Origin of the sequence: Paenarthrobacter sp. NPDC089675 (assembly GCF_044749185.1) — a bacterium.
Classification (GTDB): domain Bacteria; phylum Actinomycetota; class Actinomycetes; order Actinomycetales; family Micrococcaceae; genus Arthrobacter.
This window is the reverse complement of record NZ_JBIVHM010000006.1, coordinates 24,311-50,201: the sequence shown is the minus strand read 5'-3', so window position 1 is coordinate 50,201 and position 25,891 is coordinate 24,311. Positions and strand designations below refer to the sequence as shown.

At 64.5% G+C, this 25,891-nt stretch carries 21 protein-coding genes; 16 read left to right on the top strand and 5 right to left on the bottom strand.

The window, feature by feature from the left end:
- Positions 1-80: 80 nt before the first annotated feature.
- The 8 genes from ACIPY2_RS13995 (at position 81) to ACIPY2_RS13960 (ending at position 9,051) form a co-directional block, all read left to right on the top strand.
- The gene (locus ACIPY2_RS13995; RefSeq protein WP_400266993.1) at positions 81-1,823 is read left to right on the top strand and encodes a nitrite/sulfite reductase; all 1,743 of its coding nucleotides are present in this window, start codon (positions 81-83) and stop codon (positions 1,821-1,823) included.
- Entirely contained in the window at positions 1,820-2,533 is a 714-nt protein-coding gene (locus ACIPY2_RS13990) for a phosphoadenylyl-sulfate reductase (protein WP_400266992.1), read from the top strand. Before ACIPY2_RS13995 ends, ACIPY2_RS13990 begins: the two co-directional genes overlap by 4 nt.
- On the top strand, positions 2,530-3,489 hold the full coding sequence (gene cysD, locus ACIPY2_RS13985) for a sulfate adenylyltransferase subunit CysD (RefSeq protein ID WP_400266991.1): 960 nt from the start codon (positions 2,530-2,532) through the stop codon (positions 3,487-3,489). Before ACIPY2_RS13990 ends, cysD begins: the two co-directional genes overlap by 4 nt.
- Positions 3,490-4,911, top strand: a complete 1,422-nt coding sequence (locus tag ACIPY2_RS13980; protein ID WP_400266990.1) for a sulfate adenylyltransferase subunit 1 — start codon at positions 3,490-3,492, stop codon at positions 4,909-4,911.
- Positions 4,912-5,008: 97 nt separating this feature from the next.
- A complete protein-coding gene (gene mmuM / locus ACIPY2_RS13975) occupies positions 5,009-5,962 on the top strand; it encodes a homocysteine S-methyltransferase (protein ID WP_400266989.1) in 954 nt (317 codons plus the stop codon).
- 153 nt (positions 5,963-6,115) lie between these two features.
- On the top strand, positions 6,116-7,273 hold the full coding sequence (locus ACIPY2_RS13970; RefSeq protein WP_400266988.1) for an ABC transporter substrate-binding protein: 1,158 nt from the start codon (positions 6,116-6,118) through the stop codon (positions 7,271-7,273).
- 118 nt (positions 7,274-7,391) lie between these two features.
- Positions 7,392-8,123: an ABC transporter ATP-binding protein gene (locus tag ACIPY2_RS13965; protein WP_400266987.1), complete on the top strand. Its 732-nt coding sequence runs from the start codon at positions 7,392-7,394 to the stop codon at positions 8,121-8,123.
- The gene (locus ACIPY2_RS13960) at positions 8,113-9,051 is read left to right on the top strand and encodes an ABC transporter permease (RefSeq protein WP_400266986.1); all 939 of its coding nucleotides are present in this window, start codon (positions 8,113-8,115) and stop codon (positions 9,049-9,051) included. The genes ACIPY2_RS13965 and ACIPY2_RS13960 overlap by 11 nt, the downstream gene beginning before the upstream one ends.
- Before the next feature lie 115 nt (positions 9,052-9,166).
- Here ACIPY2_RS13960 and ACIPY2_RS13955 read toward each other — a convergent pair whose 3' ends face one another.
- Positions 9,167-9,724 carry a dihydrofolate reductase family protein gene (locus tag ACIPY2_RS13955; RefSeq protein ID WP_400266985.1) on the bottom strand — a complete coding sequence of 186 codons (558 nt, stop codon included), beginning with the start codon at positions 9,722-9,724 and terminating at the stop codon, positions 9,167-9,169.
- A gap of 264 nt (positions 9,725-9,988) precedes the next feature.
- On the opposite strand from ACIPY2_RS13955, the gene ACIPY2_RS13950 reads away from it, so the two are divergent.
- The 5 genes from ACIPY2_RS13950 to ACIPY2_RS13930 all read left to right on the top strand — a co-directional run bounded on the left by ACIPY2_RS13950 (position 9,989) and on the right by ACIPY2_RS13930 (position 16,467).
- Positions 9,989-11,032: an LLM class flavin-dependent oxidoreductase gene (locus ACIPY2_RS13950; protein ID WP_400266984.1), complete on the top strand. Its 1,044-nt coding sequence runs from the start codon at positions 9,989-9,991 to the stop codon at positions 11,030-11,032.
- A gap of 137 nt (positions 11,033-11,169) precedes the next feature.
- Entirely contained in the window at positions 11,170-12,081 is a 912-nt protein-coding gene (locus ACIPY2_RS13945) for a glutaminase (protein WP_400266983.1), read from the top strand.
- A 103-nt stretch (positions 12,082-12,184) separates the two neighbouring features.
- The gene (gene cobA / locus ACIPY2_RS13940) at positions 12,185-13,456 is read left to right on the top strand and encodes a uroporphyrinogen-III C-methyltransferase (RefSeq protein WP_400266982.1); all 1,272 of its coding nucleotides are present in this window, start codon (positions 12,185-12,187) and stop codon (positions 13,454-13,456) included.
- Positions 13,457-13,556: 100 nt separating this feature from the next.
- Positions 13,557-15,023, top strand: a complete 1,467-nt coding sequence (locus ACIPY2_RS13935) for an FAD-dependent oxidoreductase (protein ID WP_400266981.1) — start codon at positions 13,557-13,559, stop codon at positions 15,021-15,023.
- 79 nt (positions 15,024-15,102) lie between these two features.
- A complete protein-coding gene (locus ACIPY2_RS13930) occupies positions 15,103-16,467 on the top strand; it encodes a rhodanese-like domain-containing protein (RefSeq protein WP_400266980.1) in 1,365 nt (454 codons plus the stop codon).
- Between the two features lies 1 nt (position 16,468).
- On the opposite strand, the gene ACIPY2_RS13925 is transcribed toward ACIPY2_RS13930, so the two are convergent.
- The 3 genes from ACIPY2_RS13925 to ACIPY2_RS13915 form a co-directional block, all read right to left on the bottom strand.
- Positions 16,469-17,155 (bottom strand): FadR/GntR family transcriptional regulator, encoded by a 687-nt coding sequence (locus tag ACIPY2_RS13925; protein ID WP_400266979.1) that lies wholly within the window; start codon positions 17,153-17,155, stop codon positions 16,469-16,471.
- Positions 17,152-18,435 (bottom strand): MFS transporter, encoded by a 1,284-nt coding sequence (locus ACIPY2_RS13920; protein WP_400266978.1) that lies wholly within the window; start codon positions 18,433-18,435, stop codon positions 17,152-17,154. The genes ACIPY2_RS13925 and ACIPY2_RS13920 overlap by 4 nt, the downstream gene beginning before the upstream one ends.
- 124 nt (positions 18,436-18,559) lie before the next feature.
- Positions 18,560-20,002, bottom strand: coding sequence for a PucR family transcriptional regulator (locus ACIPY2_RS13915; protein WP_400266977.1), 1,443 nt, complete (start codon positions 20,000-20,002; stop codon positions 18,560-18,562).
- Positions 20,003-20,149: 147 nt separating this feature from the next.
- Here ACIPY2_RS13915 and ACIPY2_RS13910 point away from each other — a divergent pair, with 147 nt between their 5' ends.
- Both ACIPY2_RS13910 and gabT read left to right on the top strand, forming a co-directional pair.
- The gene (locus tag ACIPY2_RS13910) at positions 20,150-21,580 is read left to right on the top strand and encodes a gamma-aminobutyraldehyde dehydrogenase (RefSeq protein ID WP_400266976.1); all 1,431 of its coding nucleotides are present in this window, start codon (positions 20,150-20,152) and stop codon (positions 21,578-21,580) included.
- 33 nt (positions 21,581-21,613) lie between these two features.
- Positions 21,614-22,969 (top strand): 4-aminobutyrate--2-oxoglutarate transaminase, encoded by a 1,356-nt coding sequence (gene gabT, locus ACIPY2_RS13905; RefSeq protein WP_400266975.1) that lies wholly within the window; start codon positions 21,614-21,616, stop codon positions 22,967-22,969.
- Positions 22,970-23,135: 166 nt separating this feature from the next.
- On the opposite strand, the gene rarD is transcribed toward gabT, so the two are convergent.
- Entirely contained in the window at positions 23,136-24,224 is a 1,089-nt protein-coding gene (rarD, locus tag ACIPY2_RS13900) for an EamA family transporter RarD (RefSeq protein ID WP_400266974.1), read from the bottom strand.
- Positions 24,225-24,353: 129 nt separating this feature from the next.
- On the opposite strand from rarD, the gene ACIPY2_RS13895 reads away from it, so the two are divergent.
- Complete coding sequence (locus ACIPY2_RS13895) at positions 24,354-25,784, top strand: FAD-dependent oxidoreductase (RefSeq protein WP_400266973.1); 1,431 nt, start codon at positions 24,354-24,356, stop codon at positions 25,782-25,784.
- Positions 25,785-25,891: the final 107 nt, after the last annotated feature.

Genomic DNA, 25,891 nt, shown 5'->3' with positions numbered 1-25,891 from the left:
TCATGACGAAGTGTTTCCTTAGGTGACTCAACATTTCCGGACCTTTGCTGGCGAAATCTGGCCGCCCCTACCTTGGATATATGACAGATACAGCTGTAGCCGGTGCGCCCGCGGACACCGAAGCCTCAAAGCGCCCCGCACGCACCCGCCCGGCCGCCAAACCCCACGGTCAGTGGAAGGTTGACGGCACCACGCCCCTCAACGCGAACGAAACCTGGAAGCAGGAAGACAACGGGCTTAACGTCCGCGAACGCATTGAGTCTGTCTACTCAAAAGAAGGCTTTGACTCGATCGACGGCACCGACCTGCACGGCCGCTTCCGTTGGTGGGGCCTCTACACGCAGCGCAAGCCCGGGATCGACGGCGGCAAGACCGCAACGCTTGAACCGCACGAGCTCGAAGACAAGTACTTCATGCTGCGCGTACGCATCGACGGCGGTGCGCTGACCACTGAGCAGCTGCGCGTGATCGGCCAGATTTCCGTGGACTTCGCCCGCGGCTCCGCCGACCTCACGGACCGCCAGAACATCCAGCTGCACTGGATCCGTGTTGAAGACGTCCCTGAAATTTGGCGCCGCCTGGAAGCCGTGGGCCTGTCCACCACCGAGGCCTGTGGTGACGTTCCGCGTGTCATCCTGGGCTCCCCGGTTGCCGGCATTGCCAAGGACGAGATCATCGATCCGACGCCGCTGATCCACGAGCTCGCCGAGCGCTTCATCGGCGACCCGGAACTGGCAAACCTGCCCCGCAAATACAAGACGGCCATCACCGGCCACCCGTCCCAGGACGTGGTGCACGAAATCAACGACTTTGCCCTGGTTGGCGTTGTCCACCCCGAGCTCGGCGCCGGTTACGACCTCTGGGTGGGTGGCGGCCTGTCCACCAACCCGCGCCTTGCCGAACGCCTCGGCGTGTTCGTCTCCGCAGACGTTGCTGCCGAAGTGTGGCTCGGCGTCACCAGCATCTTCCGTGACTACGGCTACCGCCGCATGCGCACCAAAGCCCGCCTGAAGTTCCTCATGAACGACTGGGGCCCGGCCAAGTTCCGCCAGATCCTTGAGGACGAATACCTCGGTTTCAAGCTTCCGGACGGACCTGCCGCGCCGAAGCCAAACGCACCGGGCGATCACATCGGCGTCCACGAGCAGAAGGACGGCAAGTTCTTCATTGGTGTTGCCCCTACTGTTGGCCGTACCTCCGGCGAAGCTCTCGTGAAGCTCGCGGACACGCTGGAGCAGCACGGCACCTACCGGCTCCGCACCACCCCGCACCAGAAGCTCGTCATCCTCGACGTTGCAAAAGAGCAGGTGGAACCGCTGATCGCCGAACTGGACACCCTGGGCCTCTCCGCCCGTCCGTCCGTGTTCCGCCGCGGCACCATCGCCTGCACGGGCATTGAATTCTGCAAGCTCGCGATCGTGGAAACCAAGGTCACCGCCGCCACCGCGATTGCCGAACTGGAACGCCGCCTGGCTGACCTCGTGGAGACCAAGCAACTGCCGCAGGCACTGTCCCTCCACATCAACGGCTGCCCGAACTCGTGCGCGCGCATCCAGACTGCCGACATCGGCCTCAAGGGCATGATGTTGCCAACGCCCGACGGCGACCCCACCCCGGGTTTCCAGGTCCACCTTGGTGGCGGGCTGGCAAACAACGAGCGCGAGGAAGCAGGTTTGGGACGTACCGTCCGCGGCCTCAAGGTCACGGTGGAAGACCTGCCCGATTACGTGGAGCGCGTGGTCCGTAAGTTCGTCGAGATTGGCGCTGAGGGCCAGACCTTCGCTGAGTGGGCACACTCCGCAGATGAAGGAGACTTGCAGTGACCACAGCCACTAAACGCTCCACCGAGGAACTCAAGGCACTGGCTGCAGCCGGTGCCGCTGAGCTGGACTGGAACGCCCCCGCAGCAGACATCATCGCGTGGGTGGCACGGAACTTCGAACTGCCCGCTATCACTGTGGCCTGCTCCATGGCCGACGCCGTGCTGCCGGCCCTCGTCGCCGACCAGATTCCCGGCGTCGACGTCCTCTTCCTTGAGACGGGCTACCACTTCAAGGAGACCTACCAGACGCGCGACGAGGTCGCGGCAAACCTGCGGGTCAACGTGGTGGATGTCCTGCCGGAGAACACCGTTGAGCAGCAGGACCGCCTGCTGGGCAAGGACCTGTTCGCACGGGACCCCGGCAAGTGCTGCGCGCTCCGCAAGGTCCAGCCGCTGCGCCGTTCGCTGGCGGGCTACGAAGTGTGGTTCACCGGTGTCCGCCGTGACGAGGGCCCCACACGCACCAACACCCCCGTGGTCACCTGGGATGAAGGCTTTGGCCTGGTCAAGGTGAACCCGATGGTCGACTGGAGCTTTGACCAGCTGGTGGAGTACTCCGAGGACAACATCCTCCCCGTCAACCCCCTCCTGAGCCAGGGCTACCCGTCCATCGGATGCCAGCCCTGCACGCGCAAAGTGGCCCCGGGCGAAGACCCCCGCGCCGGCCGCTGGGCAGGTACCGACAAGACAGAATGCGGACTACACACATGAGCACGTACACAACAGAGGAGTCCACAGTGGAAGTTGCAGCGGCAGTCGACGCCCCCTCGGTCGAGCGCCTCAGCTCACTGGACACCCTCGAGTCCGAAGCGATCCATATCATCCGTGAGGTAGTCGCCGAGTTCGAGAAGCCTGCGCTGCTCTTCTCCGGCGGCAAGGACTCCGTGGTGATGCTGCACCTGGCCACCAAGGCGTTTTGGCCGGGCAAGGTTCCCTTCCCGGTTCTGCACGTCGACACGGGACACAACTTCCCGGAGGTCCTGGACTTCCGCGACCGCACCGTTGAGCGACTGGGCCTGAAGCTGGTTGTTGGCTCAGTGCAGGAATTCATCGACCGCGGCGAACTCGCCGAGCGCGCCGACGGTACCCGCAACCCGCTGCAGACCGTCCCCCTCCTGGACGCGATCCAGCAGAACAAGTTCGACGCCGTCTTCGGCGGCGGCCGCCGTGACGAGGACAAGGCCCGCGCCAAGGAGCGCATCCTGAGCCTCCGCGACGAGTTCGGGCAGTGGGATCCGCGGAACCAGCGCCCGGAGCTGTGGAACCTCTACAACGGCCGCCACACGGTGGGACAGCACGTCCGCGCGTTCCCGATCAGCAACTGGACCGAGCTGGACATCTGGCGCTACATCGAGCGCGAGAACATCGAACTGCCCGGCCTGTACTACGCCCACGAGCGCGAGGTGTTCGCCCGCGACGGTATGTGGCGTGCAGTCGGCGAGGTCTCCCAGCCGCTCCCGCATGAGGAAGTCATCACCAAGACGGTCCGCTACCGTACGGTGGGCGACATGTCCTGCACCGGTGCCGTCGAGTCCGACGCGTACACCGTGGCCGACGTCGTTGTTGAAGTCGCTGCCTCCACCCTGACCGAACGTGGCGCCACCCGCGCAGATGACCGCATCTCCGAGGCAGCCATGGAAGACCGCAAGAAGGACGGCTACTTCTAAATGAGCACCGAAACCGCATCCCTCATCGCCGCCACAGACGGCCTGGAATCTGCTCCGCTGCCGTCCACGCTCTTCCGTTTCGCTACTGCCGGATCGGTCGACGACGGCAAGTCCACCTTGGTGGGCCGCCTCCTCCACGACTCCAAGGCGATCCTTGCCGACCAGCTCGACGCCGTTGCCCGCACCTCCGCGGACCGTGGCTTCGGCGGGGAAAAGGGCGGCATCGACCTCGCCCTTTTGACCGACGGCCTGCGTGCCGAGCGTGAACAGGGCATCACTATCGACGTCGCCTACCGCTACTTCGCAACGGACCGCCGCAGCTTCATCCTGGCGGACTGCCCCGGCCACGTTCAGTACACCAAGAACACGGTGACGGGCGCGTCTACTGCGGATGCCGTCGTCGTACTCATTGACGCCCGCAAGGGTGTCCTCGAACAGACCCGCCGCCACCTGTCCGTGCTGCAGTTGCTGCGCGTGGCCCACGTGATCGTGGCCGTGAACAAGATCGACCTGGTGGACTTCAGCGAGCAGGTGTTCCGCGACATCGAAGCGGACGTGCAGAAGGTTGCCCGGGAACTGGGACTTGGATCGGATGGCGTAGCCGATCTGCTGGTGGTGCCCGTCTCGGCGCTGGATGGCGACAACGTAGTGGACCGCTCCGAACGCACCCCCTGGTACACCGGTCCCGCCCTGCTAGAGGTCCTCGAAACCCTCCCAGCCGCCGATGAGCTCGAAGCCGAACTGGAAAGCTTCCGCTTCCCTGTCCAGCTGGTTATCCGGCCGCAGGGCGCGCTGGCCCCCGATGCAGTTGCAGGTGGCCTGGACGTTGAAGCCTACCGTGACTACCGGGCATACGCAGGCCAGATCACGGAGGGCTCCGTGAAGGTCGGCGAGGAGGTCACGGTGCTCACGCCGGGCCACGAACCACGCAACACCACGGTTGTCGGCATCGACTTCGCAGGCCGCTCGCTCGGGGAAGCCGCTGCTCCGCAATCGGTGGCCCTGCGGCTGGCTGACGAGTTGGACATTGCCCGCGGCGACACCATCGCTGCGGCCGGCACGGTACGCGAGGCCTCCGCAGACCTGTACTCCTCGCTGTGCTGGCTTTCCCCGAAGCCGTTGCGCGAAGGCCAGAAGGTCCTGGTAAAGCACGGTACCCGCACGGTCCAGGCACTGGTCCGCAGCGTGTCCGGCAAGCTTGACCTTGCGTCGTTCAAGGTTGAGCCGGCGTCGAGCCTGGAACTCAATGACATCGGAAACGCCCAGCTTCGCCTCGCCGCAGCCCTGCCCCTGGAGAACTACCTGCGCCACCGCCGCACGGGTGCGTTCCTGGTCATCGACCCGATCGACGGCAACACCCTTGCCGCAGGCCTGGTCAAGGACCACCCGGGTGACCACGAAGACGAACGTTACGTCATCTAAGGACACACACAGCAACAAAACCGCGGCTTGTTCGCTGCTCCCTCCCTTGTGGAGCGTGATGTCCGAACAAGCCGCGGTTTCTTTTTGGGAAGGCCATATGCCCCGCAACACCACCCTGAGCACCCTCCTGGACGCCGGGAAGAACCTGGTCCTGGACGGAGCCCTGGCCACGGAATTGGAAGCCCACGGTTGCGACCTTGAGGATCCGTTGTGGTCTGCCAAGGTCCTCCTGGAGCAGCCGCAGCTGATCAAGCAGGTCCACCGGGACTACTTCGACGCCGGAGCAAGCGTGGCGATCACGGCCAGCTACCAGGCAACACCGGCTGGCTTCGCCCGGCGCGGGCTGTCCCTGGAGGAGTCCTTGGAATTGGTGGCCCGGAGTGTCCGGCTCGCCGATGAAGCCAGGCAGGAGCACCTCGCGGCCAACCCCGGTTCGGGGCCCTTGCTGGTGGCCGGCTCGGTGGGACCGTACGGCGCCTACCTCGCCGACGGCTCCGAGTACCGCGGGGATTACACGCTTTCTGCCGCGGAATTCCGGGACTTCCACCGGCCGCGGATCGCCGCGCTGGTTGAGGCGGGAGCAGACTTCCTGGCCTGCGAGACGCTGCCTTCGTACGCCGAAGTGGAGGCGCTGCTTGGACTCGTGGGGGAGTACGACGTCGAAGCCTGGTTCACGTTCACGCTGCGGGACGGTGCCCGCATCAGTGACGGAACGCCGCTTGCGGACGTGGCGGCGCTGCTCAGCGCGGAACCGCGCGTTGCCGCCGTCGGGGTTAACTGCGTGCCGCTGGATCTTGTGACTCCAGTGCTCGGCACCCTCCACGAGGCCACGGATGCTCCCTTGGTGGCGTATCCGAACTCGGGGGAGATCTACGACGCCGTGACCAAGACGTGGGCTCCTTCGGAGGGTCTCCGGGGCGGCGGGACGCTGGCTGGAAACACTGCCGACTGGCGGGAGTTGGGAGCGCGTTTGGTGGGTGGCTGCTGCCGCACGAATCCGCGGGACATTGAAGGCCTCGCAGCGAATATGACGCAAAGTGACCCTTCATGAACCTTGATTTCTACGGGATTGAAGCCGAAATATGACAGTCCCTACTGTGAACTCATGACCACTCCGGAACGGTCCTTCCTTGCCCTCGACGGGCGATGTTAGGGGCCCGATCTCGCCCCGCTTCGCATCCAAAAATCTCCTAAGGACCTCCCCATGTCGAATACTCCCGAGTCACCCAAGCCCGGATCTGATTCCGGCACCACCCGCATCGTCGCGGGCCAGACCCCGGCCAAGCCCAAGCGCCGCCGCACCCTCGAGATCGGACTGGCCGTTGGCCTGGTCCTGTTGATCGGTGCAGGTGCGGCAGTCGCCTCCGTTGTTTCGAACAGCAACCAGGCGGCACCGGCTCCGGCCACCACGCCGGCAGCAGAGCTCAAGCTCGGTTATTTCAGCAACGTCACCCACGGCCCGGCCCTGGTTGGCACCAGCAAGGGCTTCATCCAGAAGGAGCTCGGCAGCACCAAGCTCAGCACGCAGATCTTCAACGCAGGCCCCGCTGCGATCGAAGCCCTGAACGCCGGAGCCATCGACGCCACGTACATCGGCCCGAACCCGGCCATCAACTCCTTCGTCAAGAGCAACGGCGAATCCATCAGCATCATCGCCGGCGCAGCTTCCGGTGGTGCCCAGCTGGTGGTCAAGCCGGAAATCAACTCCGCAGCCGACCTCAAGGGCAAGGTCCTCGCTTCCCCGCAGCTCGGCGGTACCCAGGACGTGGCACTCCGCGCCTGGCTCGGCCACCAGGGTTACAAGACCAACCCCGACGGCAGCGGCGACGTCAACATCAACCCGACCGAAAACGCCCAGACCCTGAAGCTCTTCCAGGACGGAAAGCTCGACGGCGCGTGGCTGCCTGAGCCTTGGGCCTCCCGCCTGGTGCTCGAAGCCGGTGCGAAGGTCCTGGTGGACGAGAAGGACCTGTGGGACAAGGGCGACTTCACCACCACCATCCTGATCGTGAACAAGAAGTTCGCTGCCGAGCACCCCGAGACGGTCAAGGCTCTCCTGAAGGGCCACGTCGAATCCGTGAACTGGCTGAACTCCGCTTCGGCTTCGGAAAAGGCGTCCACCATCAACGCAGTCCTCAAGGACACCGCGGGCAAGCCGCTTCCGGCCAACGTGATCGACCGCGCGCTGCAGAACATCAAGTTCACCACCGACCCCCTGGCTGGAACGTACAAGAAGCTCCTCCAGGACGGTGTTGACGCAGGCACCACCAAGACGGCCGACATCAACGGCATCTTCGACCTCCGCGCCTTGAACGAGGTGGAGGGCAAGAAGACCTCCGCCGCCGGACTCGGCCAGGACTAAGCAGTAACAGGCTGGTCCGCCCTCTCGTGGGGCGGGCCGGCCATTGGCCGCATCCGGGCCCTTCCGGTCGCGGCTCACGCAGTACCAGCTTGACGAACAACAAACGAAGGACGGGACCATGCCAGTCGTACTGGAGAACCTGGGCAAACGCTTCGGCGACGGGGCTCCCGTCCTGGACGACGTCAATGCCACCATCGGGCAGGGCGAGTTTGTCGCCCTCCTCGGTGCGTCCGGCTGCGGCAAGTCCACCCTGCTGAACATCATCGCCGGACTTGAGCAGCCGACGTCGGGCGCTTTGGAAGTCCCCAGCGACGGTGCGGCGTTCATGTTCCAGGACTCGGCGCTGTTCCCGTGGCTGACCGCGCGCGGCAACATCGAACTGGCGCTGCAGCTGGCCGACAAGTCGAGCAGCAAGGCGAGCCGCCGTTCCCGGGCAACCGAGCTGCTGGAGCTCGTCCACCTTGGTGGTGCAGGGGACAAGCGTCCGCACGAGTTGTCCGGCGGCATGCGCCAGCGCGTGGCCCTTGCCCGGTCGCTGGCCCAGGACCGCCAGGTGCTGCTCATGGACGAGCCGTTCGCTGCGCTCGACGCCATCACCCGCGACCTTCTGCACGATGAGTTGGAGCGGATCTGGAAGGAAACCGGGCGCACCATCATTTTCGTGACCCACAATGTCCGCGAGGCCGTGCGCCTGGGGCAGCGGGTACTGCTGCTGTCCTCGCGTCCCGGCCGGGTCGTCGCAGAATGGGACGTCACTGAAGAACACCGCACCGATGCCGGCCGTGCAGGGGAGCTGACCGGCGTCATTACCCGACGACTTCGCGAGGAGATCCGCCGCCATGCCAAGTAACCAGACCACCGAAGAGCGGACCCTCCCTGTGAGCGACCAGAACCACATCACCTCGCCGTCCATCAAGGGCAACCCCTCCGAGCTTCGCGACCTTGAAGCCGGGCTGGACAACCTCCAGTCGGACACCGGCCGGAAAGCGGGAATCGAATGGAAGCGCATCCTGCTCCCGATCGCGGCCCTGGTTGTCCTTGTCCTCGCGTGGCAGTTCTACGTCTCGCTGGGGTTCAAGCGGCGCGACCAGGTGCCGGGCCCGTTGGATGTACTGACCCAGTTGGGCGTCTTGTGGAGTGAAGGCAAGGTCCAGGAATCGGTCTGGACTTCCCTGCAACGCGGCTTGATCGGCTTCCTGATTTCCGTCGTGGTGGCAACGCCGATTGGCTTGTTGCTGGCACAGGTTGCACCTCTTCGGCGTGCTTTTGGGCCGCTGATCTCCGGTCTGCAGGTCCTGCCCTCCGTGGCTTGGGTTCCTGCAGCCATTATCTGGTTCGGGTTGACGGACGCCACCGTGTACTTCGTGGTGCTCATGGGTGCCATCCCGTCGATCATCAACGGCCTCATTTCCGGCGTCGACCAGATTCCGCCGCAGTTCCGCAGCGTCGGCACGGTGCTTGGTGCGAACCGGCTGCAGATGGCGCTGCAGATCGTCCTCCCGGCGGCCCTTCCCGGCTACATCGGTGGTTTGAAGCAGGGGTGGGCCTTCTCGTGGCGGTCCCTGATGGCTGCCGAAATCATCGCAGTCGGTGGCACCATCGGCTTCGGTTTGGGTTCGCTGCTGGACCAGGGCCGTGCGTTGTCCGACATGGCGATCGTCATGTCCGCGATCCTGCTCATCCTTTTCGTGGGCATCCTGATCGAACTGCTCGTGTTCGGCCCCATCGAGAAGCGCCTCCTGCAGCGCCGCGGCCTGCTGGCGGGAAGCTCGCGCTGACCCGTTCAAGAACGCAAACGCAAAAGCCCGACGGCGACTCCCGCCGTCGGGCTTTTGCGTTCAGATTCTCCCTCACGTAACGCCGGTTTCCTGGCCGTTCCTCTCTCACGTACCCCTAAACGGCCCGACGGTAGTGCACGGCGACAACCCCGTTGCTGAGCGGCCGCGACGTAACCAGTTCAAGGCGTCGGGTACTGGGTAACCCTTGGTGAAAGAGGGTTGGACCATGACCGGTGATCATAGGGTGGACCAGAAACCTGTACTCGTCGATCAGGTCCAGCCGGTCCAGCTCCGAGGCGAGTTTGCCGCTGCCCACCAGGACCCCGCCGGGGGTAGAGTCCTTGAGATCCTGCACGGCCGTTTGCAGATCACCCGTCACATGGTGGCTGTTGGTCCATGGAAAGTTGGTCCGCGTTGCGGAGACGACGTACTTCGGCTTGTCCTCAAGGGCCACCGCCCAATCTCTCAGAGCCGGCGGCGCTTCGACCTCGCCCCGCGCGACCGCAGGCCAGTAGGCTTCCATCATTTCGTACGTGGTTCGGCCCCAGAGCATGGCTCCGTTCTCCTCCAAGAGCCGGGTGTAGTAGGCATGCGTTTCATCATCCGCGATCCCCTCCCGGTGATCGACGCAACCGTCCAGAGTGACATTGATGCTGAAGGTTAGGAGCCCCATTGGCCGATTCTAGCTCCGCAATTCCAACGCTCTCTCAGATGTTCGCCCTTATTTCGGGACCCTCGCTCATCAGGTGATCGAGGAACGGTCAGGAGGGGGGCGTGAGGTGATCGAGGAACGGTCAGGAGGGGACGTGATGTGAGAGAGGAACGGTCAGGAGGGGGCGTGATGTGAGAGAGCATCCGCGGTTGGTGGTGTAGCAGTTCACAGCACAAAAGGCGCTTCCTGAGGAATGAGCAGGCATTCACCGGCGTTGTGACGGGCATGCACAACAAACGGATCGGCTTCCTTTCCTTCGGCCACTGGGCCCGTGTCCCAGGCTCCCTGGTCCCAACTGCCGGTGAGGCCCTGAAGCAGGGGATTGAACTCGCGGTCGCCGCGGAGGAACTGGGCATTGATGGCGCTTTCTTCCGTGTGCACCACTTCGCGCGCCAGCAGGCCTCGCCGTTTCCGCTGTTGAGTGCGATCGCAGCCCGGACCAGCCGCATCGAAATGGGTACCGGGGTGATCGACATGCGCTACGAGAACCCCCTCTACATGGCCGAGGAAGCCGCAGCAACGGATCTCATCAGTGACGGCAGGCTGCAACTGGGCGTGAGCCGTGGTTCGCCCGAGCCTGCACGGAACGGTGCCGCGAATTTCGGATACGTCCCTGCCGATGGCGAGGACGGGGGCGACATGGCCCGGCGCCACACGGCGCTGTTTCGCAAAGCCATCGCCGGACACGGCGTGGCCGAGGCCGACCCGCACTATTCCGGCGGCGCCACGGGCCTCCTCCCCATCCAGCCGCAATCGCCCGGCCTGACGCAGCGGATCTGGTGGGGTGCCGGCACCCGCAAGACGGCGGTGTGGGCAGCTGAGCAGGGCATGAACCTCATGAGTTCGACGCTCCTCACCGAAGATACCGGCGTGCCCTTCGACGAGCTCCAAGCCGAGCAGATCCGGATGTTCCGGGAAGCCTGGGCCGCTGCCGGACATGGCTTCGAACCGAGGGTTTCGGTCAGCCGCAGTGTGATCCCGATCGTGGACGACGTCGATAACCACTACTTCGGCCTCCGCGCCCAAGCGGACAGCCAGGACCAGGTGGGAATTCTCGACGGCGCGTTGTCGCGTTTTGGTAAGAGCTACATCGGCGAACCGGACCAGTTGGCAGAAGAGTTGGCGAAGGATGCAGCAGTCCAGTCTGCAGACACGGTGCTGCTGACTGTGCCGAACCAGCTCGGCGTCGATTACAACGCGAAGCTCCTGGGCAACGTGGCACAGCACATCGCCCCGGCGTTCGGATGGAGCGCCGGGCGCGTGGGGTAACCTCCCCGGCAGGCGTCCACGGAGGCCTTGAAACGCCGGTACCCTTATTGGCTGTGTGCGTCGCTGAGGGAACACCGCGGGCGCACATGTAAGCCCCTTCAATGAGGAGGGGGCTGACGAAGCCAGTAAAGGTAAAGATGGACATCCAGAACCTACTTGAAGACATCGCAGGAGCTGTTCAACCACACGTCGGCCAAGGACAAGTGGCCGCCTATATTCCACAGCTCGGCGCCGTGGATCCCTACCAGTTCGGTATCTCCCTGGTGACGCGCGACGGCGAGGTCTACTCCGCCGGCGACGCCCACGTTGAATTTTCCATCCAAAGCATTTCCAAGGTCTTCGCACTGGCACTGGTCCTTTCCAGCGACGGCGACGGAATCTGGAAGCGCGTCTTCCGGGAGCCGTCGGGGAACCCCTTTAATTCCCTGGTCCAGTTGGAAAGCGAAGACGGAATACCCCGCAACCCCTTCATCAACGCCGGGGCAATCGTGGTGACCGACAGGCTGCTGAGCCTGACCGGGGACGCCGCCGGAGCAGTACGGGAGCTGATGAGGCGAGAGTCCGGAAACAACCTGGTGGATACGGACCAACGGGTTGCGACATCGGAACTGGGCAGTGGCCACAGGAACGCTTCGCTCGCGCATTTCCTGGCCAGCTGCGGCAACCTGGAGAACCCGGTGGAAGACGTCCTGGAGTCCTACGCACAGCAGTGCGCCCTGGCCATGACGTGCGAAGACCTTGCCCTTGCCGCCCGCTTCCTTGCGTCAAATGGGCTGGGGGCCGGGGGAGAACTGGTGCTGTCACCGGCCCAAACCAAGAGGATCAACGCCGTCATGCTCACCTGCGGTACCTACGACGCCGCAGGCGAATTCGCCTACCGGGTAGGACTGCCCGGGAAGAGCGGCGTCGGGGGCGGCATCGTCGCCGTCGTTCCCGGCAAGTGTGCCATCAGTGTCTGGAGCCCGGGGCTGGGACGGTCCGGAAACTCGGTGGCAGGCGTTGCCGCGCTGGACGAATTCACAACCCGCACTGGCTGGTCCGTCTTTTAGCCAGACGGCGGTTTTGAAACCTTTTGTGACGCCGCGTTACCCAGCGTTACCGGGTGTGTCCGGGCCTTTGAAGCATGTTACGGCGCCGCCCTACAGTTTTTTCATGGCAATTCAGGACATCTACCCCACCGCGCTGCGGCTTCTCGGCCGCCCGGTGCTGGTTGTGGGCGGCGGACCCGTCGCCGCACGCCGCGCCAAGGGGCTGCTCGACGCCGGTGCGAAAGTTACGGTGGTCGCTCCCGTTGCCTCCGAAAAACTCCTCGCCCTGGTCGACTCCGGGCTGCTCGTTTGGGAGCCCCGGGAGTACCGCACTGAAGACCTCGACGGCGTCTGGTTCGTCCAAACGGCGACTGGCACTGCCGCTGTGGACACCCGGGTAGCGGCCGACGCCGAGGCGCAGCGCATCTGGTGCGTCAACGCTTCCGATCACGAAGCATCCGCTGCCTGGACGCCCGCTGTCGCCGAGGTGGACGACGTCAAGATCGCCATCAACGCCGGGGGAGACCCGCGCCGAGCCATGGCCCTCCGAGACGCAGTTGCGACGGCACTGGAAACCGGTGACCTTCCGATGCGGCGCCACCGGAAAGCGGACAGCACAGGTTCCACGGGTTCCGTCGCCCTCATCGGCGGTGGACCGGGCGACGCCGGGCTCATCACCGTCCGCGGTCGCCGCCTGCTGGGCCAGGCCGACGTCGTGGTTGCCGACCGTCTTGGTCCGCGCGAGCTGCTCAAAGAGCTGGGCCCCGACGTCCGCATCATCGAGGTGGGCAAGACCCCCGGCCACCACCCTGTACCGCAGCTTGAGATCAACCGCATCCTCGTGGAGGAGGCCCTTCAGGGCAACCGGGTGGTACGCCTCAAAGGCGGCGACCCCTATGTCCTTGGCCGCGGCGGCGAGGAAGCAGAATACTGCCGGCAAAACGGCGTCGAGGTTGAAGTGGTGTCCGGCGTGACGTCTGCGATCTCTGTTCCCGCTGCCGCCGGTATCCCGGTAACGCATCGAGGACTGGCCAAGGGCTTCAGCGTGGTCACCGGCCATGAGGAGTTGTCCGAGGTTCCCGCACGCCCCGACCACACTGTGGTGTTGCTCATGGGAGTGGCGCAATTGCGTGACTCCGCGGCTGCGCTGGCAGGCTCGGGTCTGCCTTTGGACACTCCAGTAGGTATCGTAGAGAACGGGTATTTGCCGGATCAGCGCGTCACAATCGGCACCTTGGGAAGCATTGCGGACCAAGCGGAAGCCGTGGGCGTGGCCAATCCAGCGGTGATTGTGATCGGAGATGTCGTCCGCGTCAGCCCTTTCGCCCCGGAACATTTCAAGACCGCTGACTACAGCACCATTACCCCCAACCGTCCCCGCGTCCGCACCAACTAGCCCCCGGCCCAACCAGGCAGCAGTAGAGCGCGCTTTGAGCCTTCAAACGCGCACACTTGCGACTCAGTTGGGAGGCCCGAAAAGAAGAAGGAACACAGCCGTGTCAATTAGCACCCCCGTAGGTTCTGCGGACCGTCCGCTTCGCGTCGCCGTCATCGGCTCCGGCCCGGCCGGCGTGTACGCAGCTGACATCCTGACCAAGAGCGAGGCCGTCAAGAGCGGCGAACTCAACGTCAGCATCGACCTCTTCGACCGCTACCCTGCGCCGTACGGCCTGATCCGCTACGGCGTTGCCCCGGACCACCCCCGCATCAAGGGCATCGTCAACGCCCTGCACAAGGTGCTGGACCGCGGCGACATCCGCTTTTTCGGCAACGTGGACTACGGCACGGACATCTCCATCGAGGACCTCCGCAAGCACTACGACGCCGTGATCTTCGCCACCGGCGCCATCAAGGACGCCGACCTGAACATCCCCGGCATCGAGCTGGAGGGTTCCTTTGGCGGCGCGGACTTCGTTTCCTGGTACGACGGACACCCGGATGTGCCGCGCGAGTGGCCGCTGGATGCCAAGGAAATCGCGGTCCTGGGCAACGGCAACGTGGCACTCGACGTGGCCCGTGTCCTGTCCAAGCACGCCGATGACCTCCTGGTTACCGAAATCCCTGACAACGTCTACGCCGGCCTGAAGAACTCCCCGGTCACGGACGTGCACGTCTTTGGTCGCCGTGGCCCGGCCCAGGTGAAGTTCACCCCGCTGGAACTGCGTGAACTCTCGCACTCCAAGGACGTTGACATCATCCTCTACGCCGAGGACTTCGAGTTCGACGAAGAGTCCGACCGCCAGGTGCAGAGCAACAACCAGACCAAGACCATGGTCGGCACGCTGACCAACTGGATCGCCGAGCAGCCCGAGGACCTCTCCGAGCTCAAGGCTTCCCGCCGCCTGCACCTGCACTTCCTGCACAGCCCGGTGGAGATCGTCGATTCCCCGGAGACCCCGGGCAAGGTTGCCGGCATCAAGTTCGAGCGCACGGAACTGGACGGCACGGGCAACGCCCGCGGCACCGGCGAGTTCATCGACTACCCGGTCCAGGCCGTGTACCGCGCCATCGGCTACTTTGGCTCTGCCCTGCCGGACGTCGAGTTCGACCACAAGAAGGGCGTGGTAACCAACGACGGCGGCCGCGTCCTGGATGCCGACGGCCAGCACGTCCCGGGCCTCTACGCCACGGGCTGGATCAAGCGCGGTCCCGTCGGCCTCATCGGCCACACCAAGGGCGATGCCCTCGAAACGGTCACCTACCTGCTGGAGGACCGCGAGAACCTGCCGTTCGCAGAGGTTCCTTCGGCAGACGCCGTCGTGGATCTGTTGGATTCCCGCGGCGTGAAGTTCACCAGCTGGGAAGGCTGGCTGGCACTGGATGCCCACGAACTCGCCCTTGGCGCAGCGGCCACCGAAGCCGGCGGTTCGCACGGCGTCGAGGTGACCCGTGAGCGCATCAAGGTTGTGCCGCGCGAGGACATGGTCAACATCTCCCGTGACGGTGTATCCGCGCAGGTCTAGTTTTACCGCACGGCGGGGCCACTCATGATGGGTGGCCCCGCTGCTGTTTAAGGGCTCCGGGCCGGCGGTAATCTGAGTCATGGACGTTGTTGTCATTGAAACACCGCAATTGGGAGACCGCAGCTACCTGGTCCACGACGGCTCCCTGGCGCTGGTGATCGACCCCCAGCGGGACATCGACCGGGTGGAAGCCGCCGCGGCTGCTGCGGGTGTTCGGATCACACATGTCGCGGAAACGCACCTCCACAATGACTACGTCACCGGCGGCCTGGCCCTCGCTGAAAAGCACGGAGCCGCCTACCTGGTCAACGCGGCGGACCACGTCTCTTTTGCGCGCACACCTGTCTCGGACGGGGACGCTTTTCTTGTGGGACGCCTATCGGTGCGGGTGGTGGCGACACCGGGTCATACCCACACGCACCTGGCGTACGTGGTCCGTGACGCAGTGGACGACGGCGGCACGGAGGCCGTGTTTTCCGGCGGCAGCTTGTTGTACGGGTCGGTTGGAAGGACGGACCTGGTCGCTCCGGACCACACCGAGGCCTTGGCCCACGCGCAGTATTCTTCGGTCCGGAAACTCGTTGCCGCAGCAACCCCGGAAGCCTCGCTCTACCCGACCCACGGCTTCGGCTCCTTCTGTTCCATCGGCCCTGCGAGCCACCAGGAGTCGTCCACGATGGCCGAACAGTCAGCGCATAACCATGCCCTGACTGACCCGAGTGAAGAGCACTTCGTGGCGGAGTTGCTGGAGAACATCACGGCGTATCCTGCGTACTACGCCCACATGAGCCCGTTGAACGCAGCCGGTCCCGCTGCTGTGCACTTGGACGTTCCGGCATCCGTGGAGGCTGCCGAATTGTCACGTCGCCTGCACGCGGGAGAGTGGGTGGTGGATCTCCGGCACCGGGTTGCCTTCGCGGAGGATCACCTGCAAGGCAGCGTTGCCTTTGAGTACGGAAACGGTTCCAACTTCACCAGTTATCTTGGCTGGGTGATCCCTTGGAACCAGCCGCTCACGCTCCTCGGCTCACACGCTGACGTGGAAAAGGCGATCCGTGACCTGGCGAGGATCGGGATCGAAAGCCCGGATGCCGCCGTCGGGCTTTCGCCCGGAATGTTGGCGCCGCGGGCGCCACGATCCAGTTACCCCCATGGCGACTGGAGTCTGCTGCTGAAGGAGAGGGCTCAGGACGATGTGGTGCTGGATGTCCGGAGGCGGGAGGAATTCAAGGCCTCGCACGTACAGGATGCCGTGAATATCCCCGTCTATGAGCTCCCCACCAGGATCACTGAGCTGCCGGAGACCAGGATCTGGGTGCACTGCGCCACGGGCTACCGGGCCAGTGTTGCTGCGAGTCTCTTGGATAGGGCAGGCCGGGACGCAGTGCTCATCGATGCCCGCTTCAAGGATGCAGCCGGGGCGGGCATCAAGCTCGCCCCATAGCTCAGAACTGCAGCGGCGTCTTGTCGGCGCAGAAATCCAGGTTCCGGTACACGCTGGAAACGGCGGCCTCGGGGTTGTGGGCCTCCAACGCATCAACGAGTTCGTCGTGGCCTTCGCGCGGGATGCCGTTGAAGCCGTCCTTGCGCTGCTGGCGGAGGAGATCGTTGTGGAAGACACCGCCGAACGAAACGTAGAGCTGGTGCAGCAGGGGATTACCTGAGGCCAACGCCACGCGTTCGTGGAACTCCCAATCCGCGGTGGCCCAGGCGGGGTAGTCCTGGGCGAACCAGGCATCGTGGCGAAGCGCCAGGAGCCGCCGCATCTCGGCGATGTCCTCAACGGTGGCATGCTTCGTTGCCAGCCGGGCGGCCTGGGTGTCGAGCCCCAGCCGTACCTCGACGATGTGTTCCTGCGTGTGCTCCTTGTACATGCGCTGGGCTGCACCGGAGATCTCGCTGTTGGCCCGGACGTACGTACCGTCGCCGCGGCGGACTTCCAGCATGCCGGAGTGCGCCAGGGCCTTGATGGCTTCGCGCAGCGTTCCCCGCGAAACACCCAGGGAGGCCATGAGCTCAGGCTCTGCCGGGATACGTTCCTGCAGCGGCCACTCGCCGGTCTTGATCATGTCCCGCAGCTTGGCGGTGATCTCCTCGGCAAGGACCGGGCGATGCGAAGGGGTCAGGGTCATGCCGTCCTCGGTTGGGTCTTGGATGCAGTGCGCTTGCTGGTGAGCAGGTGGCAGGTGACCATGAGCGCCACGGCCACGACGGACAGCAGGCTCAACGGCAACACCCAGCCGCCGGTGGCGCTGTGTAGCAGCCCCATGCCAAAGGGGCCGATGGCCGCAATCAAGTATCCCAGCGATTGGGCGATGGTGGAGAGCGCGGTGGTTTCCGCCGTCGAACCTCCGCTGCGGCTGATGATCACCAGGACCAGCGGGAAGATGCCCAGGCCGAAGCCGAACAGCACTGCCGGTATGAATGCGAGCGACGTCGGCAGCCACAGCATGGTGCCGATGGCCACCAGCGTGGAGCTGCTGGCCAGGTACAAAGCGGGCCGCAGCATGCCGGGGCGGGAGCCGAGCGTCAACAGGATCATGCCCGCCGCAACGGATACCAGCTGCATCACGCCGAACTGCAGGCCGCTTTCGGAAGCGCTGAGTCCTTGCGATGTGAGGATGTAGGCGAACCAGCTCATCACGGCGTAGGCAAGGAAGGCTTGGAACGTGAAGATCGCGGTGATCAGGAGGCCCAAACGGGTCCTCAGGAGCGGCCACATGGAAACCCGGGGACGGTCGGACTTGGCCGAGTTCCTGTGGCTGTGCAGGACTACCGGGAGGAATCCGAGCAAGGCCGCGACCCCCAGGAGGCCCCAAGCAGCCAGGCCCATGGATGGCGATCCAAGCTGCTGCGCGAGGGGCACGCTGACTGCCGCGGCGAAGGTGGCACCACCGGACATCGTGAAGGTGTAGACACCGGTCATCATGGAGGTCCGGTCCGAGTAATGCTCACGGATGAGCGACGGCATGGCTACGTTGCACACCGCCAGCCCGGACATGGCCAGGACGGTGCCGCCCAGGAGTGCGCCGGTCACGGGAACACCGCGGACCAGGAGCCCGGCGGCCAGGAGGGCCAGTGCGATGAAGATGGCCTTCTCGACGCCCACCCGGCGCGTCAGCCAGGAGGTCCCCAGCCCGGCAACCGCGAAACACAGCAACGGAATGGACGGCAGGATCGAGGCCACCAGGGCGCCATAGCCGAGGAACTGCTGCAGGTCATGGAAGAGGGCAGCTGCGCTGGTAATGCCGGCGCGAAGGTTCAGGCCAATAAGGACGACGGCAATGATGCCAACCACGACGACGACTCGTGACCTGGGTGCCTTGGCGGCGGTATTCGCTGCACTCGCGGCAGCGCCGGGGGAGATCGTAGGGATGTTTCCTGTCGTCGTTAGTGGAGTCGTCGTAGCCATATCTAAAGGTTAGACGTTTGACGTCTAATGTCTACACTTCTGTGGCGAATCTCTCCGCGGCGCTCAACTCACGCCGCTCAAACGGTGAGCGGCGGCACCCGGAGGGGTGGCCGCCGTCGTACGCTTACCGCGGGTTTCGGGAGCCCAGGCGCTGGACCGCCAAAGCCAGCCATAACTGGACGCGGTCCTGGGTTTGTGAGGGGTCGTAGCCGGTGAGCTCGGTGATCTGGGCCAGCCGGTAGCGGACGGTGTTCCTATGCAGCGTGAGTGCTTCCGCAACAGCCGCGACCGAGCCGTTGTGGTTCAGGTAGCTCTCCAGCGTGGCCACCAGTTCGGCACCGTGGGCGGCGTCGAACTTGCGCAGGGGAGTGAGCGACTCGCTCGCCATATCCGCCAAGGGCACGTCCTCGCTCGCGAGCAGCAACGAGGTCAGGCTGAGGCGCTCAGGCTCATTGACGGGCAGGCCATGGGCCACGGCGTCGCGGGCCTCGAAGTAGCTCCAGCGCAGGCCGTTCGGCTTGGTGTAGGCGCCGCCAATGCCGATCACCGCGTGGATGCCGGCCTCCTGCAAGTGATCGCTGAGGCTCTTGGCAAGAGCGGTGGCCGAGCTGCCGTCGTCGGTCACCACGGTGACCAGATCCTTCCCGACGACGGCGCTCACGCCACCTTCCAGCGCTTGGGGCAGCGAGATGCTGACCAGTTGCTTGTGGTGTGCTGTGGATTCAGCAACCAGCACCACGTTCTTCCGGGTGCTGTTGATGCCCACCCCGGCCAAACGGCGGGCGGCCTCAATGGTCTCCAGCGTGCCGTGGATGACGTCGTCCAACACCTGGCCGGCCATGGCACGCTGGGCCTGCCGCTGCTTGACCATGTTGTTGAGCTCGACGCTGATGAGGTTTTGCGCGTAGCTGACGATCCCGGAGTCGATGAAGGGTTGCCGCAACCACAGCGTGCAGGCGTCGCGGCGACCGGTGGGAATCGGGTACGAAGCCCAGCCTTCCGCCGTCGGGGCCGGCTTTCCGGGAACGCTGTTGTAGAGCTGCGCGCTGAACTGGGTGAGCACCACGTCCGTGCGGAGCATGCTGCCCAGTTGCTTGAGGAGTTCGGCCAGGCCGCCACCGGTGAGGAGCGAACGGGCAAGGATCTGGTGGCCGGCCAGGAGGCGTTCCAGGTTGGAATAGTGGTCCGCGGAATGGGACTCTGCAACGAGCTTTCCGATGGCGATGAACGGAATCTCGTAGGGCACCTCAACCAAGGGAAGTCCCCACCGGTTGGCCTCGGCGATCAAGGCTTCCGGAACGGATTCGTGGGTGAGGCCTATGCCGAAGCCAATCCCCACGGCGCCTGCCCGCTGGACCTGGCGGACGAATCGTCGCTGGTCGGCGGCACTCTTGAGGCGCAGGCCCGTGGTGAGTACCAGTTCGCCGCCGCTGAGGAACCGCTGCGGATCCTCAAGTTCGGTCACGGCGACCCAGCTGATGTCCTGGTTCCATGTAGTCTCCGCCGCCCCCGTTTTCCGGAGTTTCAGGGAGGGGACAGCAAGGAGCGAAGCGAGGGACATGGCCATGGATACAAGGGTAACCCGGCACTGGGCAAGCGCACTAAGAGCCGGGTCTGGGAGTGTGCAGCTGACTATTCCTTGGGACACCCTGCTGGCATAGGCTCTGATCAGCTAACCAGCCCATGCCAACACACCGAAAGAGGGTTGCACACCGTGGTTCAAACCTTGCAGAACTTCATCAACGGCGAGTTCGTTACGCCGTCAGGTACGGGTCTCCTGGATGTCGTGAATCCCACCAACGGGGAGATCGTCGCCAAATCACCCATTTCGGTGCAGGCAGACGTCGACGCCGCCATGACCGCAGCCAAGGAAGCCTTCAAGACCTGGAAGCACGTCACGCCCGGCCAGCGCCAGCTCATGCTGCTCAAGCTTGCCGACGCCGTCGAGGCCAACAGCGACGAGCTCGTTGAAGCCCAGCACCGCAACACGGGCCAGGTCCGTTCCCTCATCGCATCCGAGGAAATTGCCGCCGGCGCCGACCAGCTCCGCTTCTTCGCCGGTGCCGCACGCCTCCTTGAAGGCAAGTCCGCCGGTGAATACTTCGAGGGCCACACCTCCTACGTGCGCCGCGAACCGATCGGCGTCGTAGCGCAGGTTGCCCCGTGGAACTACCCGTTCCTCATGGCCATCTGGAAGATCGGCCCCGCCTTGGCCGCCGGCAACACCGTTGTCCTGAAGCCCTCGGACACCACCCCTGAATCCACCCTGGTCCTGGCCCGCCTGGCAGGCGAGATCTTCCCCGCCGGAGTCCTCAACGTTGTCCTGGGTACCGGCGAAACCGGCTCGCTGATGGTGGAGCACAAGGTCCCCGGCCTGGTGTCCATCACCGGTTCCGTCCGTGCAGGCATCGCGGTTGCCAGCGGCGCAGCCAAGGGCCTCAAGCGCGCACACCTGGAACTCGGCGGCAAGGCTCCCGCGATCGTCTTCAAGGACGCGGACATCAAGAAGAGCGCTGCGGCCATCGCCGAGTTTGCCTTCTTCAACGCAGGCCAGGACTGCACGGCCATTACCCGCGTCCTCATTGAGGAATCGGTCCACGACGACGTTGTGGCGGCCATGGTGGAGCACACCAAGACCCTGCAGACCGGTTCGCAGAACGACGAAGACAACTACTTCGGCCCGCTCAACAACGTGAACCACTTCAACGCGGTCACCTCGGTGGTGGAGAACCTGCCGGAGGACTGCAAGATCGTCACCGGCGGTCACCGCGCTGGCGAGAAGGGCTTCTTCTTCGAACCCACCATCATCACCGGCGCCAAGCAGAGCGACGACATCGTGCAGAAGGAAACCTTCGGCCCGGTCATCACGGTCCAGAAGTTCAGCACGGAAGCCGAAGCGCTTGAGCTGGCCAACGACGTCGAATACGCGTTGGCGTCCAGCGTCTGGACCACCGACCACGGCACGGCCATGCGCATGAGCCGCGACCTGGACTTCGGTGCCGTCTGGATCAACACCCACATCCTCCTCACGGCAGAGATGCCGCACGGTGGCTTCAAGCAGTCCGGCTACGGCAAGGACCTCTCCATGTACGGCGTCGAGGACTACACGCGCATCAAGCACGTCATGTCCGCGCTCGACGCCTAAGAATTTCCCCGTTTTTAGAAAGGCAAACCCCTCATGACCACCACCGCGAACGAACTCTCGTACCGCATTGAGCAGAAGCGCAACATCAACGGCACCTTCCCCGGCCCCAAGTCGCAGGCACTGGCCGAGCGCCGCTCCGCCGTCGTTGCTGCCGGTGTCGCCTCGGGCGTGCCCGTTTACGTTGAAGACGCCGACGGCGGCATCATCCGCGACGTCGACGGCAACTCCTTCATCGACCTCGGCTCGGGCATCGCCGTGACCAGCGTCGGCGCGTCCGATCCCGCCGTCGTCGCCGCTGTCCAGGAAGCTGCCGCGCACTTCACGCACACCTGCTTCATGGTGACCCCGTACGAGGGCTACGTCGCAGTTGCCGAGCAGCTCAACCGCCTCACCCCGGGCGACCACGCCAAGCGCACCGTGCTGTTCAACTCCGGCGCCGAAGCCGTTGAGAATGCCATCAAGGTTGCCCGCCTGGCCACCGGCCGCGACGCCGTCGTAGCTTTCGACCACGCCTACCACGGCCGCACCAACCTGACCATGGCACTGACCGCCAAGGCCATGCCGTACAAGACCAACTTCGGCCCGTTCGCGCCCGAGGTCTACCGCATGCCCATGAGCTACCCGTTCCGTGAAGAGAACCCGGAGATCACCGGCGCCGAGGCTGCCAAGCGCGCCATCACCGCGATCGAGAAGCAAATCGGTGGCGACCAGGTTGCCGCGATCATCATCGAACCCATCCAGGGTGAAGGTGGCTTCATTGTTCCGGCCGAAGGCTTCCTCCCGGCGCTGTCCGCCTGGGCCAAGGAAAAGGGCATTGTCTTCATCGCCGACGAGGTCCAGTCTGGCTTCTGCCGCACCGGTGAGTGGTTCGCCGTCGATCACGAAGGTGTTGTCCCGGACATCATCACCATGGCCAAGGGCATCGCCGGCGGCATGCCGCTGTCCGCGATCACCGGCCGCGCCGACCTGCTCGACGCCGTTCACCCCGGCGGCCTCGGCGGCACCTACGGCGGCAACCCGGTTGCTTGCGCCGCAGCACTGGCAGCGATCGACACCATGGAACAGCACGACCTCAACGGCCGTGCCCGCCACATCGAAGAGCTCGCCCTGGGCAAACTCCGCGAACTGGCCGAAGAAGTTTCCGTGGTTGGCGACGTCCGTGGCCGTGGCGCCATGCTCGCCATCGAACTGGTCCAGGCCGGTTCCAAGGAACCCAACGCCGAGCTCACCAAGGCCGTTGCAGCCGCTTGCCTCCAGGAAGGTGTCATCATCCTCACCTGTGGCACCTACGGCAACGTGATCCGCCTGCTCCCGCCGCTGGTCATCAGCGACGAACTGCTGCTCGACGGCCTGGAGGTCCTGGCGAAGGCCATCAAGGCGAACGCGTAACGTCTTAACAGAAGAGGCGGGCCGGGGAATTTCCCCGGCCCGCCTCTTTCGTTTGGCCACGTCGGTGCGGGTTCGCGGGAATGCTGCCAATTCGCAGGGAAGGTTCCGGGGGTTTTGGCAGCGTTCCCGCGACTTCGCGCGGTGGCAACATAGTCGGCGTCGGGAATCAGGCCTCGACGACGGCGGCGAGCCTCGCCTGCTTCCGGAGCACCGAGTTCTTCCTCGCGGTCCGGAGCATGTCGATGGTCAGGAGCACCAAGGCAAGCCAGACCACGCAGAAGCCGATCCAGCGGGCCGTGGTCATGGTTTCGTTAAAGACAGTCAATGCCACGATGAACTGGAGAACCGGGGCGAAATACTGGAGCAGGCCAATGGTGGTCATGGGCAGGCGCCGTGCGGATGCACCAAAGAAAAGCAGCGGCACGGCCGTGATCACGCCGGAGGCGACGATCAGCCAGAAGTGTCCGGCCCCGTGAGTGGTGAGGGTGGCAACCCCTGACACACCGAGGACCACCATGGTGATGGCAGCAAAAGGTGCAAGCACTATGGTCTCGACAGAAAGGCTGGTCAGCGCGTCCACCTTGGGACCAACCCTTTTCTTAACGAAGCCGTACAGGCCGAAGCTGAAGGCCAGGAGCAGTGCGATCCAAGGCAGCTGCCCGTAGGAGAACGTCAGGACACCCACCGCGAAGAAGCCGATACCCACTGCGGCCCACTGCAGCGGTCGGAGCTTTTCCTTCAGGACAAAGACGCCCAGGAGCACTGAAACCAGGGGGTTGATGAAGTAGCCCAGGGACGTCTCCACGGCATGCCCGGTGGTGACACCGAACGTGTAGGTCAGCCAGTTGACGGCGATGAGGCCTGCGGCAAGCGCCAGCGGACCCATGACGGAACGGTCCTTGACTGCGCGCGCAAGCATGCCCCATGAGCGGGTGATGGTGATGAGCAGGGCGCAGAAAATCAGCGACCAGACAATCCGGTTGGCCACGATCTCGACGGCTCCGGCCGGCTGCAGCACAAAGAAGTACAAGGGCAGCAAGCCCCACAGGCCGTAGGCTCCGATGCCGAAAAGGACGCCGGTGGTGGTCTCACTGCGCACTGGTTTCCCCGGCCGGGCAGGCGAACCGACCGCCCCTTCACCGCCGCCCGTGGCTGACGCCGTCGTGGGCTGGTTCGAAACAGATGAGGCTGCGGTGGTTTGCTCGGGTGTCGACACAAAGGCGCCAACACCCCGAGTGGACGCAATATTCCGCAATATTCCCTCGGAGGTTAGGAAATTGTGTGAGTCGTGCCATATGGGCCACGTGCTGCTGGGCCGCAACCTAGAATTGGAAATCTGCGCGCCCCACCAAGGGCGTGGCTTACTGCTTCGGAAGGGCCCACGGTGTCTGACTCAGCCGCAACCAATCGTCCGCTTCGCGTTGCCATTGTTGGTGCAGGTCCGGCCGGCGTGTATGCCGCCGACATCTTGACCAAGTCGAACGAGGTGAAGGATGGGCACGTAGAGGTCAGCATCGACCTTTTCGAGGCATATCCTGCACCCTACGGCTTGATCCGTTATGGCGTCGCGCCGGACCATCCGCGCATCAAGGGGATCGTCAACGCCCTCCACAAGGTGCTGGACCGTGGCGACATCCGCTTCCTGGGCAACGTGACCTATGGCCGGGATTTGACCCTCCATGACTTCCGCGCCTTCTATGACGCCGTCATCTTCTCCACGGGAGCCATCAAGGATGCGGACCTGAACATTCCCGGCATTGACCTGGACGGCTCCTTCGGCGGGGCGGATTTCGTCTCCTGGTACGACGGCCACCCGGATGTGCCCAGGGACTGGCCGTTGGAAGCCAAGGAAATCGCAGTCATCGGCAACGGCAACGTGGCCCTGGATGTGGCCCGCATGCTGGCCAAGCACCCCGAGGAACTTCTGGTCACCGAGATTCCGGACAATGTGTATCAGGGCTTGAAGAAGTCGCCGGTCACCGATGTTCACGTGTTTGGCCGCCGGGGCCCGGCCCAGGTGAAGTTCACCCCGCTGGAGCTGCGCGAGCTCTCACACTGCAAGGACGTCGATATTGTCCTTTATCCGGAAGACTTCGAGTTCGACGACGCCTCCGATGAGGCCATCCGCACGAATAACCAGATCAAGACCATGGTCAATACCCTGACCAACTGGCTGGTGGAGGAACACGCGGAGTCCGAGCAGCCGTCCTCCCGGCGCTTGCACCTCCATTTCCTCCACAGCCCCGTGGAAATCCTCGACTCTCCGGAAAGGCCCGGCAAGGTAGCGGCGATCAAATTCGAGCGCATGGAACTCGACGGCACCGGCAACGCCAAGGGCACCGGTGAGTTCATCGAGTACCAGGTCCAGGCTGTGTACCGGGCCATCGGCTACCACGGCTCGCCCCTTGAGGAGCTTCCGTACGACGCCCGCCGCGGTGTCATTCCGAACGACGGCGGCCGCGTCCTGGATGCCGACGGCGAACCCGTGCCGGGAATCTATGCCACGGGCTGGATCAAGCGCGGGCCCGTCGGCCTGATCGGACACACCAAGGGTGACGCGCTGGAAACCATCGGCTGCCTGCTGGAGGACCGGCTGGCCCTGCCTCCGGCGGAAAACCCGGATCCGCAGGCCATCATCGACCTGCTGGAAGAACGCGGCATCGAATACACCACTTGGGAGGGCTGGAACCGCCTGGACGCGCATGAGCTTGCCCTCGGCGAGTCGTGGAGCTCGGAGGGGAACGGCGAGGCAGTTTCCCGCGAACGCATCAAGGTGGTCCCGCGCGAGGAAATGATCCGCATCTCCCGAGGCTAGGGTCTGCGGAGGAGGCAGCCCGGGCTGTACACAAAGCGCCGACGCCGAACTAGACTGGCCCGTACCGCCCGCCGACAGCGTTGCCCCGTGACCGCAGCCAGGGAGTT

Bases quoted from the DNA above. Each gene is read 5' to 3' on its own strand.
- ACIPY2_RS13995 (WP_400266993.1), top strand. From the start codon at position 81: ATGACAGATACAGCTGTAGCCGGTGCGCCCGCGGACACCGAAGCCTCA.
- cysD (WP_400266991.1), top strand. From the start codon at position 2,530: ATGAGCACGTACACAACAGAGGAGTCCACAGTGGAAGTTGCAGCGGCA.
- ACIPY2_RS13980 (WP_400266990.1), top strand. From the start codon at position 3,490: ATGAGCACCGAAACCGCATCCCTCATCGCCGCCACAGACGGCCTGGAA.
- mmuM (WP_400266989.1), top strand. From the start codon at position 5,009: ATGCCCCGCAACACCACCCTGAGCACCCTCCTGGACGCCGGGAAGAAC.
- ACIPY2_RS13970 (WP_400266988.1), top strand. From the start codon at position 6,116: ATGTCGAATACTCCCGAGTCACCCAAGCCCGGATCTGATTCCGGCACC.
- ACIPY2_RS13965 (WP_400266987.1), top strand. From the start codon at position 7,392: ATGCCAGTCGTACTGGAGAACCTGGGCAAACGCTTCGGCGACGGGGCT.
- ACIPY2_RS13960 (WP_400266986.1), top strand. From the start codon at position 8,113: ATGCCAAGTAACCAGACCACCGAAGAGCGGACCCTCCCTGTGAGCGAC.
- ACIPY2_RS13955 (WP_400266985.1), bottom strand. From the start codon at position 9,724: ATGGGGCTCCTAACCTTCAGCATCAATGTCACTCTGGACGGTTGCGTC.
- ACIPY2_RS13950 (WP_400266984.1), top strand. From the start codon at position 9,989: ATGCACAACAAACGGATCGGCTTCCTTTCCTTCGGCCACTGGGCCCGT.
- ACIPY2_RS13945 (WP_400266983.1), top strand. From the start codon at position 11,170: ATGGACATCCAGAACCTACTTGAAGACATCGCAGGAGCTGTTCAACCA.
- cobA (WP_400266982.1), top strand. From the start codon at position 12,185: ATGGCAATTCAGGACATCTACCCCACCGCGCTGCGGCTTCTCGGCCGC.
- ACIPY2_RS13930 (WP_400266980.1), top strand. From the start codon at position 15,103: ATGGACGTTGTTGTCATTGAAACACCGCAATTGGGAGACCGCAGCTAC.
- ACIPY2_RS13925 (WP_400266979.1), bottom strand. From the start codon at position 17,155: ATGACCCTGACCCCTTCGCATCGCCCGGTCCTTGCCGAGGAGATCACC.
- ACIPY2_RS13920 (WP_400266978.1), bottom strand. From the start codon at position 18,435: ATGGCTACGACGACTCCACTAACGACGACAGGAAACATCCCTACGATC.
- ACIPY2_RS13915 (WP_400266977.1), bottom strand. From the start codon at position 20,002: ATGGCCATGTCCCTCGCTTCGCTCCTTGCTGTCCCCTCCCTGAAACTC.
- gabT (WP_400266975.1), top strand. From the start codon at position 21,614: ATGACCACCACCGCGAACGAACTCTCGTACCGCATTGAGCAGAAGCGC.